Genomic DNA, 16889 nt, shown 5'->3' on the forward strand with positions numbered 1-16889 from the left:
CTAGAGCACGTCCGTTTTACTCGGGATCATATCCGCACGATTTGAAGTAGTTGGCGCATTCTTGTGGTTCGAACAGCGTGACGATCTGGCCGATGGTATTCCATAAGCCCTCGACCGTTCGCTCGGCTTTGGCGCGCAAGACGGCCTTGAGCTTAGCGAAGGCCTTCTCGATGGGGTTGAAGTCTGGACTGTATGGAGGAAGGTAGAGCAGCCGGCACCCTGCACCTTCGATTGCGAGACGCACACCCTCCGCTTTATGTGCCGGCAGATTGTCCATGATGACGATATCGCCGGGCACCAAGGTTGGAACGAGAACCTGTTGCACATAGGCCTGGAACGCGACGCCGTTCATCGCACCGTCGAGGACCATGGGCGCGGTCATGCCAGATAGCCTGAGCGCGCCGGTAAACGTCGTTGTCTTCCAATGGCCGTGAGGGACCGGTGAACGGCATCGATCTCCGCAAGGGGCTCGTCCGCGAAGCCGGGACATCTTCGTGCTCAGGCCGGTTTCATCAATGAAGACGAGGCGGGCTGGATCGAGATCGAGCTGGCCGTCGAACCAGTCCTGGCGACGCTTCAGCAGGTCAGGACGGTCCTGCTCCAGTGCATGTGCGGTCTTTTTTGAAAGTCCAGCCGCGTTTTCGCAGCCAGACGTCAAGCGCACTGCGGCCGATCGATACGGCTCTCTCCACATGCAATCGCAGAACCATCTCGTTGAGTGTGATGTCCTTCGCCTCTTCGATCATGCCGATGATGAAGTCCTCGTGAGCATCCAGGCGCGAGCCGCCGCGTCGCCCCTGTTTCGCCGGGGTCAACCGACCCTGCCGCGCACTCGCAATCCAGGCGATGGCTGTCGAAATTCCAATCCCAAATCGTGCTGCTGCTGAACGCGCCGACATGCCATTCCGTGACGCAGCCAGTACGCGGCTACGCAGATCATCGCTGAACGCTCGGGTCATATTGCCTCCGACCAAATCACCAGTCGGAGGGAAGGAATCAGAATTCGGTAGCCAAGGAAATCCTCAACGCGATTCCGCGTTCAATGGACGTGCTCTAGGCCGTGGTCGCGGATAGATGCTCGTGTACGGCCAGCCAGCGCCCGTCGGGCTGGCGGGCAAAGACGATCGTCTCGCGTTCGTTGCTGGTCAGGGCCTCGCCGCCGACGGTAAGGTCGGTTTCCACCGCGTGGGTGAAGACGGCCAGGTCGCCGAAGAGCTGAACCTTGCGGTTCGTCGAGCGGCAGCCGCGCACCTGGAAACCGTCGCGATTCTCCCACAGCGCCCATTCCGCCTCGTATTCGGTGCGGTTTTCCAGCGTCCTGTCGAGATTGTGGAAGATGAAGGTCGCGGCCGGCGAGAAGGCGTCGAAATAGGCGCTGGTGTCGTGGCGGCCAAAGGCCGCGACAAGGGCGTCGGCAGCGGCGAGAACGGCGGTCGTGGTATCGGTCACGTCTGTCGTTTCTGAAGGGTTCGGGGGATTGCTCAGACGGGTTTGACGCTGCTGATCAGCGCGGCGATCGGGCGGTGCTGCTCGGCGACGCGGGCTTTCAGTTCCTCGAGCGGCATTCCGTCGATCTTGCAGAACTCGATGAACATCATGTTGAGGTTGTTGAACAGGACTTCGCCCAGCGCGCGGGTATCGACGCCGGCAATGACCACGCCGCGGCGCTGAAGCGTGTCGATGAGCTGGACGACCTGGGCGCAGAGGCGCTGGTCGAGCTCGGTATAGCGTTTCGACAGCGGCGTTTCGGGCTGCTGGATCGAGAATGCCATCGCGGTGCGCCACATCTCCTTGCTGAGATAGACGAGCGAGTGATCGTAATACTGATTGATCAGCGCGCTAAGCGCCTCGTTCACGTTGAGCGGCGGGTTGGCGACGATCAGTTCGCCGGCCTCCAGCACTTCGGTCACTTCCATCGAGACGGTGGCGACGAGCATGTCGCCCTTGTTCTGATAGTAGTTGTAGAGCGTGCCGACCGAGACTTCCGCCATCTCGGCAATGTCCTCGATGCGCGCGCTGTCATAGCCCTGTTCACGGAACAGGATGGTGGCCGCCTCGAGAATGCGGCGGTTCCTGTCGGCCTTCTGTCGGGCGCGCAATCCGGTCATGGCTAGCTCCGTGAATCTCCTCAAAAGGGAACGGTGGAGAATACCAACAAACGCGTCCGACGTTATCTGCCGCCGGAGGCCATCGTGCTGGATATCGCAGATCAGGAGATCCGCTCCTTATGCGACCGGCTCAACGACACGCCGCGCAAATGCCTGGGGTTTCGGACACCGAAGGAGATGTTCAGCCAGCATCTATTGGCTCTTGAACGGCAATGCGTGTAGATTTCTAGCCAGCGTTGCATTCAATCTGGAACCAGCATACATGGTGAGGCGATTTAGTCATGAAGACGAGGATGCTTTCGCCCTTTGAAAAGACCTGCCTTCGATGGGTTTCCCTAGGCAGGACCCTAGCAGAGATTGCCTTGCTTGAGGGCAAAAGCGTTGGCGAAATCGAGCATTGCCTGAAGCGCGCGCTTGTCTCGCTCGACGTGACGTCGATTTGGGAGGCGTTAGATAAGACGGGCCTCTCGCGGTCCGGTTGATCTGAATAGACGGCCATCTGGCCGCTCGCGTTGTGTTGAGATCGTAAGGTGCGGAAGCGTTCTCCGTGACTTCGCTGGGACAACGGAGCGATGGTTGCGGGCCCTGGTGACGACCAGGAACTGGCGCAAATGAGCCGTGTGGCAGCTGAGACTCAAACGGAAGCCTGCCAATCCCGCTCTCTTTTGATGGCGTCCTGACCCGGATCCGGATCTTCCACGATCAACCCGCGTATGTGGAACGGCCCGCGGTGCAAGGTGCTCTTCAGTCGATTTCACCACATGGGAACGGTGCGGTCATATGTCCGGCCTACTTGTGCGGTCATGACCGCTGGCCTCGATGAAGTCCGCGAAACGGGTGGCTGGATCAAGGGGGCGCGCTTTGTGCGCGTCACGGGTTTCGGCCTGTCCTGCTTCGGGATTTCGTCCCGTGGTTCATCGTCTGTTATGCACCCTACCTGCCGGCGGTTGCCGGGCAGCTCGTCTCGGCGGTCCTGCGCTTATACGGCGGCAGATCCTACCTCAATTCCTATTGGGTCTCGATAAACTCCACCTCTGGTCAACAATGCCCAGATCATCCGGGCGATCTTATTGGCCAGCGCCACCGCTACGACCTTGAACGGACGCCGCGTAAGCATGTTCTTCAGCCACGGCCAAACTCGGTCGCGATACTGCACATGACGTAGCACCGATGCCGCCCCCGTCGTCAGTAATGATCGTAGTACCGGATTGCCCATCTTCGATATTCGCCCCAACCGTTCTTTGCCACCGCTGGAATGCGCTTTCGGAGTTAGCCCGATCCAGGCCGCAAAGTGGCGAGCAGATTTGAAGCCGGCGGGATCAGGAACGAAAGCCTTTACGGCCAAGGCGATAATTGCGCCAACGCCAGGGATGGTCGCGAGGCGCCGCATCTCATCATCCTGCTTGGCTTGGATGACGATCTCACGTTCGAGTTTGTCGATCTGTGTGGCGAGCATCTCGATCTGATTGATAATTTCGGTCAGGGCAAAGCGCGCAGCCGGAGGCAGTCGAGTATCCTCTTCATCCCGGATGATAGGCGCCAGTGCTTTCACGTTGGCGATTCCGGTCGGAGCGATGATACCCAACTCTCCCATATGGGCGCGCAACGCGTTGATCGCTTGGGTTCGCTGACGCACGAGCAGCGCCCGCGTTCTGAGGACCATCACCGCTGCCTGCTGCTCTGCAGTCTTGACCGGCACGAACCGCATCGTCTTTCGCGTCACCGCTTCAGCAATTGCCTCCGCATCAGCGGCGTCGGTCTTGCCGCGCTTGACGAACGGCTTGACGTATTGGGGCGGCAGCAATCTGACGTCGTGCCCGAAGGCCGAGATCTCCCGCGCCCAGTGGTGCGCACTCGAACATGCCTCCATACCCACCAGGCACGGTGGCAGTCTTTCGAAGAAGCGCAGCACTTCAGCACGGCGTAGCTTTCGGTTGAACAGCGGCGTCCCGTCGACGTCCGCGCCAAAAGCTTGGAAAACGTGCTTCGCCAAGTCCAGTCCAATAGTGGTAACATCTTTCACGGAACGGTCCCTCCTTGTGGCGTTTGCGATAACGACCACGTTAGCACTTTGATGCTGTCGGAGCGGGCCGTTCCACCTCATCAAGGGGTCCGCTAGCAAGCTGCGGCCGCCTCCGCTTCGCGTTGCGGTGATCGCGCCCGGACTCCGTGCCTTTTGAGGAGCCATCGAGCGGGAATTGGCCCGCTCCCGAAGGAGCCTCTCACATGTCGCACGATCTCTCTCTCGCCCAGTCCCACGCCTTCCAGCTCTCGCGTGACCTGATGGTCCCGGTCACCCTCTTCGAGGTCGACGGCGAATACGGCGTCCTTCCGTCCGACGAGATCGACGCCGACGACGACCTGGCGGTCGTGCATGAATACATGCCCTGGCCGGCCCGTTGAGCCGGCTTTGCCCCCTTGGCGTGCCGCTTGCGAGCGGCAGGCCGCAAGGGAAGCTGCGCCGCGGCCAAGCTCTGGATTGCATGATCCGACAATTGCATGCCCGCGCCCTTGCGGTCTTTGCTCTTCGCGGCCTGCCGAAAGGCGTCCGTGAACGGACGGGCAGGCAAGGATTAAGGAGGCCGATCGCCGGGCGATCGGAAAGTAAAATGAAGAGAAGAGAGATAGAAGCGCTTCGCGAGCAGGTCAGTTGTGCGGCGGTGCTTGAGCATGCCGGGTTCGCAATAGATGCGAAAGAAAGCACGCGGCGGGCGGTCAAGTTCCGGCGCGGCGGTGAGATCATCATCGTCACTTACGAAGGACGCGGATGGTTCGATCCTCTGTCTGAAGCGAAAGGCGATGTGTTCCGGCTCGTCGAACATCTCGATCGTGTCGGATTTCTCGAAGGCGCCGAGCGGGTCGCAGATCTCGTCGGGTTTCAGATCACGGAGCCGGAGTGGCAGCCCGCAAGGGTTGGCGAAAGATGCGACCTCTCTCTTCCCGATCGTTGGCAGGCTCGCCGCCGTCCCTGGCACGGTTCCGCGACATGGCGATACCTCAATAATGAGCGGAGCCTCCCGGCTTCCTTGCTCAAGACGGCGATCAAAGCGGACCTGCTGCGGGAAGGCCCGCAAGGCAGCATGTGGGCGGCGCACCGAGACCATGCCGGGGTTTTGACCGGCTGGGAGGCGCGCGGTCCGCAATATCGGGGTTTTGCCTCCGGAGGAACGAAAGTTCTTTTCCGTCTCGGTTCCGATGGCGCAATGCGCCTGGCTGTCACAGAAGCCGCGATCGACGCCATGAGCCTCGCGGCGATCGAAGGTTTGCGGGAGGGCACGCTTTATCTCAGCACTGGCGGCGGATGGTCGCCAACCACGGAGGCGGCGATGCGGGAGTTGGCTGCAAGGCCTGGAGTCCAGATGGTTGCAGCGACCGATGCCAATCCCCAGGGCGACATGTTTGCCGAGCGACTTCGGGAGCTCGCCGACGATTCAGGGTGCGACTGGACGCGGCTTCGGCCGGCCGAGGAGGATTGGAACGATGTCCTGAAGATCAGGGAGGAGGAAAAGAGGGAAGGAAAGAAGGAGAAGGCGTGCCGCATGCGCGCCGCCAACGTCAAGGGAGGCTTCGCCCGGCTTAAGCCGGCCCTTGACCCTGGCAGCTGCGATGCCGGCGGCCCGGAAGTGGTCATGAAGGACTGAAGAGGAAGGCAAGGTCGAGAGGATCGTGCCGCGCTTCGGTCCGAAACCTCCGAAGGAGCCGCAGATGAACCCCTCTCCCGCAATCCGAAAAGTCTTCCAGGGCGTCGCAAACCGACCGCAGATGTTCCGCATGTTCGATCGTCATGCCCAGCGCCCAAACCGTTGGGACAACGACGCAACGCCGCTATATGCCGGCGAGTGGTTCGAGATCGGCGAGGCCGAGCACGACTATATGTTCGAAATCCTGCCGCCGCTCTGGATCCGCGGTTCGATGTTCGCGATGCGCGAGTTCCTCACCGGCTCGGTCACGTCAGTGTTCTTTGCGCTACGGATCGACGAGGCGATCCGCTATTTCCACGGCTATTGCGACCTTTCCGATCAAGCCTCCGTCGAGGCCATGCGCATTGCGATTATCGACCGCGAGAGCCGCCCGGTCCGATCCATGACGCGCGAGGAACGGCTCGAACATATCTGGAGCAGCACGGCGGACGACTATCGCGGCTATGCCGGCGAGCGCTGGCCAGAGGCCTCGCGCCGTAAGCGCACGGTGATGCTCTACGGCGGGAAAGGCGGCAGGTTTCTGAAGCTGCTGGACGATCTCAGCGACGACGAGATCGCCGCCAAGCTGCCGGTGCAGCTGCGTCACCTCCCCTCGCCGATCGCGGCTTGAGAGGTGGAACCATGCTCACCTTTCCGCTTGCATCCGTGCGCGAGGTGATCGCGCGCGGCCGCGCCGATGCACAAGCCAATGGCGGCTTTCGCAACCCCTATTATGGATTGAGGCCCGGCAAGGACGAACAGCCGGGTCTTTGGCTGGTCGGAGATCATGGGGTCTATCTTCTATCGAACGGCAAGCTTGCCGGCGGCCAGAAACCCTTCGTCGTCCATGCCGAGGAATGCAATCCGGGCACCAACGACGACTGGTTCGAGGTCAAGCAGCGGACGTTCGGTGGCGACGACGGTGTCGATTTCCTCGACGCCGGCCAATTGGAGGCGATGATGGCGGCGAGCCCCAATGCCACGCATCTCCGCATCGTTTTCGCGGGCGACACCATGCAACTGATTTTGATCGGGCGCGACTAGCGCTCGGCCGACGATAGCCGCGCCGCCCATGCAGGCGGCGGCGCCTTCCACCCCTTCGCGTTCCTCGACTGCCCTTGCGGCGGCTCGATGACGCGCGCTCACAAGGAGCTTTCGATGAGCAACGACCCCTTCACCCTCGATATATCAGGCAACAGTGCATTATCATCCGGACTTGGTCTTGGCATCACCGCGTTCGGCGGTTTTGCCGCCAATGACGATGAGCCCGACCCGACCCCGTCCTCCCCTACGCCTGCTCGGGCTCTGCCGGCGGCCAATCGGCCGGTCCCGCGAAAGCAGGGTCAGCGCACCAACTTCTATCTCGACGACGGCGATCGCGAGCTCGCCGCGACCTGGAAGGAACGGGCGCGTATCAACGTTGCGGCGATCCTCACCGCCCATGAATTTGAGAAGCTGGATCTGCCGGCGACCCCAGCCGCGCAAGCGAGGCTGATCCGCTTCACCGGCTTCGGCGCCGGCGAGCTGGCAAACGGCATGTTCCGGCGGCCGGGGGAGATCGACTTTCGCGCGGGCTGGGACGATCTTGGCACATCGCTGGAATCGGCCGTCAGCGAGGGCGAATACGCGTCGCTTGCCCGCTGCACGCAGTATGCCCATTTCACGCCCGAATTTGTAATTCGGGCTATCTGGGCGGGCTTGCAGCGCCTCGGCTGGCGCGGCGGCCGCGTGCTGGAGCCGGGGATCGGCACCGGCCTGTTCCCGGCGCTTATGCCGAAAGAATACCGCGAGGTGAGCTACGTCACCGGTATCGAGCTCGATCCCGTCACTTCGCGCATCGTCAAACTGCTGCAGCCGAAGGCGCGCATCATCAACGGTGACTTCGCACGCACAGATTTCAACGCGATCTACGATCTTGCCATCGGCAATCCACCCTTTTCCGATCGGACGGTGCGCTCCGACCGGCACTATCGTTCGCTCGGTCTCCGGCTGCACGATTACTTCTTCGCCCGGTCGATCGATCTCCTGAAACCCGGCGGTCTGGCCGCCTTCGTCACCAGCGCTGGCACATTGGACAAGGTGGATAGCACCGCACGCGAGCACATCGTCACGTCCGCCGACCTGGTCGCCGCGATCCGGCTGCCCGAAGGCAGCTTCCGCCGCGACGCCGGCACTGATGTCGTGGCCGACATCCTGTTCTTCCGCAAGCGCAAGGCCGGTGAACCGCAAGGTGACCTTTCCTGGCTCGACCTGGAGGAGGTCCGGCCAGCGATGGAGGACGAGGGGGCAATCCGCGTGAACCGATGGTTCGCTCAGCATCCGGAGTTCGTGCTCGGTAATCATGCCCTCACCTCTGGTCCCTTCGGGGAGAGCTATACGTGCCGGCCACGTGCCGGCGAGGCGCCCGACGCGGCGCTGATGGCAGCGATCGCTCTTCTTCCGGAAGACCTCTACGACGGCGAGCCGACCGCCATCGACATCGATCTGGAGGACGAGCTTGGTGAGATCGTCGATCTCCGCCCCGACAATGCCAAGGTGCGCGAAGGCAGCTATTTCGTCGATGTCAGGCATGGCCTCATGCAGGTCGTCGACGGCGCGCCGGTTGTGGTGCAGACACGCAAGGCCCGCAGCGGTGAGGGAATTTCGGAAAAGCACGTCCGGATCATCACGAAACTGATCCCGATCCGCGATGCCGTGCGCGAGGTCCTGAAAGCCCAGGAACTGGACCGGCCGTGGCGCGACTGCCAAGTGCGGCTGCGGATCGCCTGGTCGAGTTTCGTCCGCGAGTTCGGGCCGATCAACCACACGACCGTCTCGGTAACCGAGGATTCCGAAACCGGCGAGGTGCGCGAAACTCATCGCCAGCCGAATCTTCAGCCCTTCCGTGACGATCCAGATTGCTGGCTGGTCGCCTCCATCGAAGACTATGACCTCGAAACCGACACGGCAAAGCCTGGTCCCATCTTCTCGGAACGGGTTATCGCGCCCCCTTCCCCGCCGATCATCACCTCCGCAGCCGATGCCTTGGCCGTCGTGTTGAATGAACGCGGGCGTATCGACCTCGATCATATCGCCGAGCTTCTGCATTGCGACACGGATGCTGTTCTCGACGCGCTTGGTGACACGGTCTTCCGCGATCCGGCCGACGGCTCCTGGCAGACGTCGGACGCCTACCTCTCAGGCGCCGTGCGCACGAAGCTCGGTGTCGCGGAAGCTGCTGCCGCGCTCGATGCAGCCTACGAGCGCAACGTCCCTGCGCTTCAGGCAGTACAACCCGCCGATCTCCGCCCGTCTGACATCACCGCTCGACTTGGCGCACCCTGGATCCCGGCAGCCGATATCGTCGACTTCGTGGCCGAGACGATGGGCGCCGAGATCAAGATCCACCACATGCCCGAACTCGGCTCGTGGACGGTGGAAGCCCGGCAGCTCGGTTGGACGGCCGCCGGCACATCGGAATGGGGAACCGACCGTCGGCATGCCGGCGAACTGCTCGCCGATGCGCTGAACAGTCGCGTGCCGCAGATCTTCGACGTCTTCAAAGATGCCGACGGGGAGCGGCGGGTGCTGAACGTCGTGGACACGGAAGCCGCCCGCGAAAAGCTGCAGAAAATCAAGACGGCCTTCCAGAACTGGGTCTGGACCGACCCGGATCGCACCGACCGGCTGGCGCGGGTTTACAACGACCGCTTCAACAATATTGCGCCGCGAAAGTTCGACGGCTCCCATCTGAAACTTCCCGGCGCCTCAGGCGCCTTTGTTCTTTATGGGCATCAGAAACGCGGCATCTGGCGCATCATCTCGTCGGGCTCTACCTACCTTGCGCATGCCGTCGGCGCCGGCAAGACGATGACCATGGCGGCGGCGATCATGGAGCAGCGGCGGCTCGGTCTGATCGCCAAAGCGATGCTGGTCGTGCCGGGCCATTGCCTGGCGCAAGCCGCGCGCGAGTTCCTCGCCCTCTATCCGAACGCCCGCATCCTCGTCGCCGACGAAACCAATTTCACCAAGGACAAACGGGCGCGCTTCCTCTCCCGTGCCGCTACCGCAACCTGGGACGCGATCATCATCACCCACTCGGCATTCCGGTTCATCGCTGTGCCATCGGCATTCGAGAGCCAGATGATCCAGGACGAGCTGGAGCTCTACGAGGAACTGCTGACCGAAGTCGACAGCGAGGACCGTGTGTCCCGTAAGCGGCTCGAACGGTTGAAAGAGGGTCTGAAGGAGCGACTAGAGGCGCTCTCCACCCTCAAGGATGATCTTCTAACGATTTCCGAAATCGGCGTCGATCAGATCGTCGTCGACGAGGCGCAGGAATTCCGCAAGCTGTCCTTCGCGACCAACATGTCGACGCTGAAGGGCATCGACCCGAACGGTTCGCAGCGCGCCTGGGATCTCTTTGTCAAATCCCGTTTCATCGAGACCAAAAATCCGGGCCGCGCCCTGGTGCTGGCCTCTGGTACGCCGATCACCAACACGCTCGGCGAGATGTTTTCGGTGCAGCGCCTGCTCGGGTCCGACGCGTTGCGCGAGCGCGGGCTGCATGAGTTCGACGCCTGGGCCTCGACCTTCGGCGACACCACGACGGAACTCGAAATCCAGCCTTCCGGTAAATACAAGCCGGTTAGCCGCTTTGCGAGCTTCGTGAACGTGCCGGAGTTGATCGCGATGTTCCGGTCCTTCGCCGACGTGGTGATGCCGGACGATCTCCGCGAATATGTGAAGGTGCCCCATCTCTCAACCGGCCGGCGGCAGATCCTGACGGCCAAGCCGACGCAGGCCTTCAAGAACTATCAGACCATCCTCGACGCCCGCATCAAGGCCATCGAGATGCGTGAGGGGCCGGCACAGCCCGGCGACGACATCCTGCTCTCCGTCATCACCGACGGGCGCCATGCGGCCATCGATCTCCGCCTGGTCGACGCTGACAATGACAACGAACCGGACAACAAGCTCAACCTGCTCGTCCAGAATGCCTTTCGCATCTGGCAGGAGACCGCACAAAGCACCTATCTCCGTCCGGACCGCAAAGCGTTCGATCTGCCCGGTGCCGCGCAGATGATCTTTTCCGATCTCGGCACCATCAATGTCGAGAAGAGCCGCGGCTTTTCGGCTTACCGCTGGATCAGGGACGAGCTGATCCGGATGGGCGTTCCCGCTTCGGAAATCGCCTTCATGCAGGACCACAAGAAGACCGAGACCAAGCAGCGGCTGTTCGGCGACGTGCGCTCCGGCAAGGTCCGCTTTCTGGTCGGCTCATCGGAGACGATGGGAACGGGCGTGAATGCGCAGCTTCGCCTCAAGGCGTTGCACCATCTCGATGTCCCATGGTTGCCGTCACAGATTGAACAGCGTGAGGGCCGGATTGTGCGCCAGGGCAATCAGCACGATGAAGTCGATATCTTCGCCTATGCCACGCAAGGCTCTCTCGATGCCTCGATGTGGCAAAACAACGAACGCAAGGCCCGTTTCATCGCGGCAGCACTCTCCGGCGACACCTCGATCAGGCGGCTGGAAGATCTCGGCGAGGGGGCGGCCAATCAGTTTGCCATGGCCAAGGCCATTGCCTCCGGCGACGAGCGGTTGATGCGGAAGGCGGGTCTCGAGGCGGACATTGCCCGTCTTGAACGGCTACGCGCCGCCCATGACGACGATCAATATGCTGTTCGCCGGCAGATCCGTGACGGCGAACGCGATATCGAACTCTCGGAGCGGCGGATCGCGGAGATCGGCAAGGATATCGAGCGCCTCGTTCCGACTGCGGCCGACGCCTTCGCCATGAGCGTCGTCGGCGAGCCTTTCGACGAGCGGAAGGCCGCCGGTCGCGCCCTGATGAAGGAAATCCTCACGCTTGTTCAGCTCCAGCAGGAGGGGGAAGTCGCGCTCGCTGCCCTCGGCGGCTTCGATCTCGTGTTCGAGGGCGAACGCTTCGGCAAGGGTGACGGTTATCGCTACACAACGCTCCTCCAGCGCACCGGTGGGACCCAAGAGATCGATCTGGCCGTGACCGTGACGCCGCTTGGCGCCATATCCCGCCTCGAGCACGCGCTTGATGATTTTGACGGCGAGCGGGAACGCTATCGCCATCGGCTGCAGGACGCACATAAGCGCCTCGCCTCCTATCAATCGCGCGAGGGCGCTGCGTTCGCCTTTGCGGAGGAACTGGCCGAGAAGCGCCGGCAACTGCGGGAGGTCGATGAGGCGCTCGCTGCCGAGACACGCAATGACAGCGAGCCGGGGGGCGCGCAGGCGGCATAACGGCTGCCGTCGAACGAGAAGTACATGACGGGTGGGTGCAGCGCAGCATACGCATAGCTGCATTGCACAATAAATGTCTTCCATCTGGTCAAAAAACGCTCATACTGCATACAGCTGATGCATTGGCGGTCTCCTCCCAGTTCCGCCGCTTCAGCTGTTCCCCTCTGGAGGTTTATTGACCTTCACACTTCATGGGCCGCGGTTTCCGCTGGCCCATTTTTTTTGCCCAATGGCATCCAGCGGTGACGCGCTGGTTTCCTTTCGCGGGGCGAGAAAGAGGAAAAAAGGAAGGGAAGGAACCCGGTCGCAGATCGGTCCGCCGGTCGCCGCTTGCGCTCAACCGCCGTCTCCGCATCCCGGCCACTCGTCCTTCGCAGGGCTATCGGCCCCGCTCGTCCTTCGCGGCAGCGATGCTCGACCGCAGTTGCCCCCGGCCGCCCGCTCCGCGGTCCGGAAGGTGTCTTCAGGAAAGAATGAAGACAGGAAGGACCGGCAGAGGCCGGGTCCAAAATCCCCGGAAAAGGAGCATCCCATGTATCTCATGAAGGTCGATCCGCGTGCGCTGAAGGATAACCCCGACAACACGCGCCAGTCCAAATCGACGCCGCAGGCGGACGCCCTGCTGCTGGCGACGATCAGGGCCGTCGGCATCATCCAGCCGCCCGTTGTCTTTCCAGAGCGTGACGGCGGCAATGGATTTATCATCGAGGCGGGGCATCGCCGTCGACGCCAAGCGGTTGCTGCGGGCATCGAGGAGATCGAGGTCCTGGTGGTCGAGGCAGCCAACGACAATGGCGCCATGCGGTCCATGGTCGAGAACATCGCCCGCGAGCCGTTGAACCCCGTCGATCAATGGAGGGGGATCGAACGTCTCGTCGCGCTCGACTGGACCGAGGAAGCCATCGCGGTCGCCCTGACCCTGCCGGTGCGTCAAATCCGCAAGCTCCGGCTCCTCGCCAACGTCCTGCCGGCTATGCTGGATCATATGGCGAAGGGCGATATGCCGTCGGAACCGCAGTTGCGCACCATCGCAGCCGCCGCGCTCGATGAGCAGAAGGAAGTGTGGAAGGCGCACAAGCCGAAGAAGGGCGACACGGCATCGTGGTGGTCGGTCGCCAACGCGCTTTCGAAGAAGCGGATGTACGCCAAGGATGCGAGCTTCGGCGAAGATCTGCGGGAAGCCTATGGCATCGAGTGGGTCGAAGATCTCTTCGCCCCCGCCGACGAGGACAGCCGCTACACCACCAATGTCGAGGCCTTCCTCGGTGCGCAGCAGGAGTGGATGACCAACAATCTGCCGAAGAAGGGCGCGATCGTCGAGGTCAACAACTATGGCCAGCCGGACCTGCCCAAGAAGGCCGAACGTGTCTATGGCAAGCCCGGCAAGGGCGACAGCACCGCCATGTATCTCGATCGCGAGGGCAAGGTTCAGTCGGTCCACTACCGGATGCCGGAAGCCCGGAAGCCGAATGGTCAGGCCGGTGCGGACGGTTCGAATGTTGCCGATGATGAGGCAATCTCGGCCTCGAAGGCGCGACCCGACGTCACGCAGAAGGGCCAGGACATGATCGGCGATTTCCGCACCGATGCGCTTCACGAGGCGCTCGGCCGCGCGCCGATCGAGGACGACATGCTGATGACCCTGCTCGTGCTTGCCTTCTCCGGCCAAAATGTTCGTGTCGACTCCGGCGCCAACGACAATGTGTTCGGGACGAAGCGCATGCAACGCCACGCCGCCCGGCTCTTCTCTGAAGATGGTCGCCTATCGTTCGACATGGAAACGGTGCGCGTCGCTGCCCGGTCTATCCTGATCGAGGTCCTGTCGTGTAGGCGTAATATCTCGAACAGCGGCGTGGTCTCGCGCATCGCCGGCGAGGCGATCGGCGCCGACGGTTTCCTGCCGAACATGGGCACGGAAGACTTTCTCGTGTGCCTGTCACGACAGGCGCTCGAGGCGGCGGCAAAGGAGGCGAATGTGCTTCCCCGTGCCCGGGTACGCGAAACACGCGCGGCGCTCGTCGACCACTTCAAGGACGTCCAGTTCGTGCATCCGGCCGCCCTCTTCTCGCCCGATGCGAAGGACGTCGCCGACCTGATCAAGCAGGCCGACCATCTCGACGATGATCGTGATGACGACCCTGCCGTGAGCTCGAATGCAGCTGGGGATGCTTCGGAGGCTGCGGTTTCTGATCCGGATGCCGAGCAGTTCGAAGAGCCGGCAGACGGATCCGAGAACGCAGACGCGGACGAAACCGCCTACGGCATCGCGGCGGAATAGCCGCGTTTCCTCATCCATCTCCACCGATCCGCCGCCGGCCATCGCCGGCGGCGCTTTCGTTTTCACCATCCGCAAAACCTGAAGGAGAAGCGCATGTCTGCGTTCTTGATCTATGATCTCGCCCCGATCGGCTCCATCGTCGCCTGGTCGGACGGCACGCCGCGCCCGCCGGAACGCCACAAGAAAAAGCTGGCAGCCTGGGAAACCCGCAACAGCAAGGGTCGGCTGATCCGCAAGCAGGGAAAGCGTGGCGCCGGCAATGTCAGCCTGTCGCCGGATTTTACCCTTCACGAGGGCGACTTTGGCGCGGGCGGAGTAATTGCCATCCGCATCCACCGGACGTTCTCGCTCGACACCGAGCTATTGTTCAAGGTCATCGAGCGGCCCGTGCTGGGAGCCGTCCGTGTCTTCGACCGCGCCGGTGCAAACGCAGAGCTCGTCCATCTGGCGACCAATCGGCAGGCAGCCGAGGAATGGCTGACCCGGCATGGCTATCCCAATGCCGTGCTCGAGGAGGTGACTGCTGACGAAGTTGCCGCCGATCATGTCGAAGGGAGGGCCGCGGCATGATCACGCCTGTCTCCCAATCCGCCCAACCCTCCTCCTCCGATAGTTCAGGGGTGGAGTTCGGCCGAAGCACCGACGGCATGCCTGTGGCGCGCGTCGGCGATCTCGTTTTCGCCATGGTGCCGGCGCGTGACGGCCAGAGTTTCCTCGCCAGCGCCTGGCGCATTACGCGGCCCCTCTCCGACCTCAAGCGCGATGACTTCTATTCGCACCACGGCACGGTCGAGAATGAAGCCGCCTTTCGAGAGCGTATGGTTGAGCAGGCGGAACATTGCCATGAGCTTCGGGCGCTCGCTCGCCAGTCCGTCCGCATGAATTGCAGCACGCCGTGGGGCGCTTCCCAGGGGGCCACCATCTATGCGGACGGGATTGTCTCCCACACCACGGCCGGACATGGCGGCTTCAAGCTGTCCGCCGCCCGCAACGTCGCGGTCCACCACCCGATGCTGCGGGCGGATGGCGGCTGGTACGAAGAAGACGCCGCCTGGGCGATCGTGGCGCTGACCTTTCCGGATTTGTTTACGCGCTATGAGCGGAAGTGCGCTGACAAGACGGTTCGCGATACCTGGCCCGACGCTTGGGAAGCGATCCATGGTCGTTCGCTCCTGCCTGGTGAATCCCACGAGAAGGACCGCAAAGCATTCGCGCAGGTGCATGCCGGAGACTGGATCGTTATCTCAGCACTCCGTTCCGATCATCATCCCGGCTTGACCGAGGTGATTGCGACCATGGGCGGTAAGCGTGACGGACGGGCGGAAGAACGCCGCTTTCTGATCCCGAGCGACGACTACGCCGTCGGCCGGTTTGGTTTCGTCATCGACGGAACGAAGTATGCTGCCTATGACGGTCCCTCCAGCTTCGCCGGCTGGCGTGGGAGGGCAGCGTGATGTCCGGCTGCGCAAAACAAACCGCACAGCTCACCCGCATAGAAGCGGCGCGGCGCCAGACGCAGCATCAGCTGGATCTGATCGACCGCCAGATCACGCGGCGGATGACCACGCTCATTCCGCTGCTCGGCCGGCATCACGCCGGCTACCGTTACGGCAAGGCGCCGTCATCTGGCGCTTTCCTTGAACGCTACCGGGCGAACCTGGCGGCGCTGACCGCCGAGCGTCAACCGGAGGTCGATGCGCTCACGCGCAAGCTTGCCCGGCAGGACGCCGCTATCGCAGCCATGCGGGCGCACCGTCGGCTTCCAGTGCATCCGGTAAGATGTGCGAGTGCCGTTTCAAGAGAAGGTGGACGTCCATGAGCACGATTGGTGAACTCGAGCGGCGAGCCGGTATCGGCTCCTCGTCTCAAGAGCGGACAGCGTTCTGGATCCGGTTCCATCATCTCGAGGGGGCTGAATGCCTGAAGGCCGGTGTGGCAGAGCTCAACAGGCTTATTGCCGAAAAGGCGGCAACGCCCGTCGTGGCAAGCAAGATCGCCACAACGCGGCCCAAGCGGGAGAGACTTCCGCCCTTGACCGAAGAGGAGGAGCAGGCGCTTCAGGCCTATGCCGCCAAGCACGGTCGACGGTGGAAGAGCGTCCTCAACCATGTCTGGATGGGCGGTGCACCATACGACGACGGGGGTGCGTTGCGTCGCCTGCGCAATTCGCGCGGTCCGTCGTGGCTCCAATCCTATCGCTTGCCGAAGCGACCCCCTGACGAAAGCGCGGGTTCGGAGCGCCAGCCGGGCGTGTCGGAAATCTGATCCACCGGTCAGTCCGTATGGCTCCCGCGTCCAGTCCAGCCCCTGCAATTTCTCAATGCCGCGACCGCCTCTCTGGCGGTTGCGTGTGAGCTGGATCCGCGCAGTGGTACTCCACGAGCGGCTGCCTGCTTCGGGCGGGGTCCGAGTGCTGCGGCTCGCTGAGGGCTTCCTGTTCTATGACTTCCACTGCCGGACCAGTCCTTGCCGCCCCCCTTCGGTTTGTTGCGGTCTGAACCGGCGGCCGTTCGTTTCAAGGCCGCTATCGCGCCGCGGGGCGGCCGGACCGCGCCGTCCTCG

The 16889-nt window shown here is 62.6% G+C and carries 14 protein-coding genes and 1 pseudogene; 11 read left to right on the top strand and 4 right to left on the bottom strand.

The genetic code is table 11. From position 1 onward, the window contains the following. Positions 1-16: 16 nt before the first annotated feature. The 3 genes from DYZ14_RS22410 to DYZ14_RS22420 form a co-directional block, all read right to left on the bottom strand. Positions 17-959 (bottom strand): IS630 family transposase gene (locus DYZ14_RS22410; protein WP_232365643.1). Its coding sequence is split into 2 segments (ribosomal slippage): positions 17-623 and positions 622-959, totalling 945 coding nucleotides; the frame shifts between segments, so codons are not numbered across the junction. 94 nt (positions 960-1053) lie between these two features. Further along, positions 1054-1449 carry a YybH family protein gene (locus DYZ14_RS22415; RefSeq protein ID WP_148658705.1) on the bottom strand — a complete coding sequence of 132 codons (396 nt, stop codon included), beginning with the start codon at positions 1447-1449 and terminating at the stop codon, positions 1054-1056. A gap of 32 nt (positions 1450-1481) precedes the next feature. Then, positions 1482-2108 carry a TetR/AcrR family transcriptional regulator gene (locus DYZ14_RS22420; RefSeq protein WP_148658706.1) on the bottom strand — a complete coding sequence of 209 codons (627 nt, stop codon included), beginning with the start codon at positions 2106-2108 and terminating at the stop codon, positions 1482-1484. A gap of 21 nt (positions 2109-2129) precedes the next feature. On the opposite strand from DYZ14_RS22420, the pseudogene DYZ14_RS22425 reads away from it, so the two are divergent. Continuing rightward, a pseudogene (locus DYZ14_RS22425) lies at positions 2130-2330 on the top strand (IS30 family transposase); the annotation flags it as partial. 757 nt (positions 2331-3087) lie between these two features. Here the strand turns inward: DYZ14_RS22425 and DYZ14_RS22430 are convergent. Next, complete coding sequence (locus DYZ14_RS22430; protein ID WP_154722737.1) at positions 3088-4131, bottom strand: IS110 family transposase; 1044 nt, start codon at positions 4129-4131, stop codon at positions 3088-3090. Between the two features lie 203 nt (positions 4132-4334). Here DYZ14_RS22430 and DYZ14_RS24195 point away from each other — a divergent pair, with 203 nt between their 5' ends. The 10 genes from DYZ14_RS24195 to DYZ14_RS22475 all read left to right on the top strand — a co-directional run bounded on the left by DYZ14_RS24195 (position 4335) and on the right by DYZ14_RS22475 (position 16592). Next, positions 4335-4511 carry a hypothetical protein gene (locus DYZ14_RS24195; RefSeq protein WP_195950077.1) on the top strand — a complete coding sequence of 59 codons (177 nt, stop codon included), beginning with the start codon at positions 4335-4337 and terminating at the stop codon, positions 4509-4511. Between the two features lie 206 nt (positions 4512-4717). After that, complete coding sequence (locus DYZ14_RS22435; RefSeq protein ID WP_148658709.1) at positions 4718-5749, top strand: DUF3991 and toprim domain-containing protein; 1032 nt, start codon at positions 4718-4720, stop codon at positions 5747-5749. A gap of 64 nt (positions 5750-5813) precedes the next feature. Continuing rightward, positions 5814-6419: a DUF1419 domain-containing protein gene (locus tag DYZ14_RS22440; RefSeq protein ID WP_148658710.1), complete on the top strand. Its 606-nt coding sequence runs from the start codon at positions 5814-5816 to the stop codon at positions 6417-6419. Between the two features lie 11 nt (positions 6420-6430). Beyond that, positions 6431-6832, top strand: a complete 402-nt coding sequence (locus tag DYZ14_RS22445) for a DUF3085 domain-containing protein (protein ID WP_148658711.1) — start codon at positions 6431-6433, stop codon at positions 6830-6832. Between the two features lie 114 nt (positions 6833-6946). Next, entirely contained in the window at positions 6947-12049 is a 5103-nt protein-coding gene (locus DYZ14_RS22450; RefSeq protein WP_154722738.1) for a DEAD/DEAH box helicase family protein, read from the top strand. A 532-nt stretch (positions 12050-12581) separates the two neighbouring features. After that, positions 12582-14327: a ParB N-terminal domain-containing protein gene (locus DYZ14_RS22455; RefSeq protein WP_148658713.1), complete on the top strand. Its 1746-nt coding sequence runs from the start codon at positions 12582-12584 to the stop codon at positions 14325-14327. Positions 14328-14420: 93 nt separating this feature from the next. Beyond that, positions 14421-14897, top strand: a complete 477-nt coding sequence (locus DYZ14_RS22460; protein WP_148658714.1) for a hypothetical protein — start codon at positions 14421-14423, stop codon at positions 14895-14897. Beyond that, positions 14894-15781, top strand: coding sequence for a DUF7007 domain-containing protein (locus tag DYZ14_RS22465; RefSeq protein ID WP_148658715.1), 888 nt, complete (start codon positions 14894-14896; stop codon positions 15779-15781). The genes DYZ14_RS22460 and DYZ14_RS22465 overlap by 4 nt, the downstream gene beginning before the upstream one ends. Then, positions 15781-16146: a hypothetical protein gene (locus tag DYZ14_RS22470; RefSeq protein ID WP_232365644.1), complete on the top strand. Its 366-nt coding sequence runs from the start codon at positions 15781-15783 to the stop codon at positions 16144-16146. The genes DYZ14_RS22465 and DYZ14_RS22470 overlap by 1 nt, the downstream gene beginning before the upstream one ends. After that, a complete protein-coding gene (locus tag DYZ14_RS22475; protein ID WP_148658716.1) occupies positions 16143-16592 on the top strand; it encodes an SANT/Myb-like DNA-binding domain-containing protein in 450 nt (149 codons plus the stop codon). The genes DYZ14_RS22470 and DYZ14_RS22475 overlap by 4 nt, the downstream gene beginning before the upstream one ends. The last annotated feature ends 297 nt before the right edge of the window (positions 16593-16889 follow it).

This window comes from Ciceribacter sp. T2.26MG-112.2 (assembly GCF_900492205.1).
Taxonomy (GTDB): Bacteria; Pseudomonadota; Alphaproteobacteria; order Rhizobiales; family Rhizobiaceae; genus Allorhizobium; species Allorhizobium naphthalenivorans_A.

Bases quoted from the DNA above. Each gene is read 5' to 3' on its own strand.
- DYZ14_RS22420 (WP_148658706.1), bottom strand. From the start codon at position 2,108: ATGACCGGATTGCGCGCCCGACAGAAGGCCGACAGGAACCGCCGCATT.
- DYZ14_RS24195 (WP_195950077.1), top strand. From the start codon at position 4,335: ATGTCGCACGATCTCTCTCTCGCCCAGTCCCACGCCTTCCAGCTCTCG.
- DYZ14_RS22435 (WP_148658709.1), top strand. From the start codon at position 4,718: ATGAAGAGAAGAGAGATAGAAGCGCTTCGCGAGCAGGTCAGTTGTGCG.
- DYZ14_RS22440 (WP_148658710.1), top strand. From the start codon at position 5,814: ATGAACCCCTCTCCCGCAATCCGAAAAGTCTTCCAGGGCGTCGCAAAC.
- DYZ14_RS22445 (WP_148658711.1), top strand. From the start codon at position 6,431: ATGCTCACCTTTCCGCTTGCATCCGTGCGCGAGGTGATCGCGCGCGGC.
- DYZ14_RS22450 (WP_154722738.1), top strand. From the start codon at position 6,947: ATGAGCAACGACCCCTTCACCCTCGATATATCAGGCAACAGTGCATTA.
- DYZ14_RS22455 (WP_148658713.1), top strand. From the start codon at position 12,582: ATGTATCTCATGAAGGTCGATCCGCGTGCGCTGAAGGATAACCCCGAC.
- DYZ14_RS22460 (WP_148658714.1), top strand. From the start codon at position 14,421: ATGTCTGCGTTCTTGATCTATGATCTCGCCCCGATCGGCTCCATCGTC.
- DYZ14_RS22465 (WP_148658715.1), top strand. From the start codon at position 14,894: ATGATCACGCCTGTCTCCCAATCCGCCCAACCCTCCTCCTCCGATAGT.
- DYZ14_RS22470 (WP_232365644.1), top strand. From the start codon at position 15,781: ATGTCCGGCTGCGCAAAACAAACCGCACAGCTCACCCGCATAGAAGCG.
- DYZ14_RS22475 (WP_148658716.1), top strand. From the start codon at position 16,143: ATGAGCACGATTGGTGAACTCGAGCGGCGAGCCGGTATCGGCTCCTCG.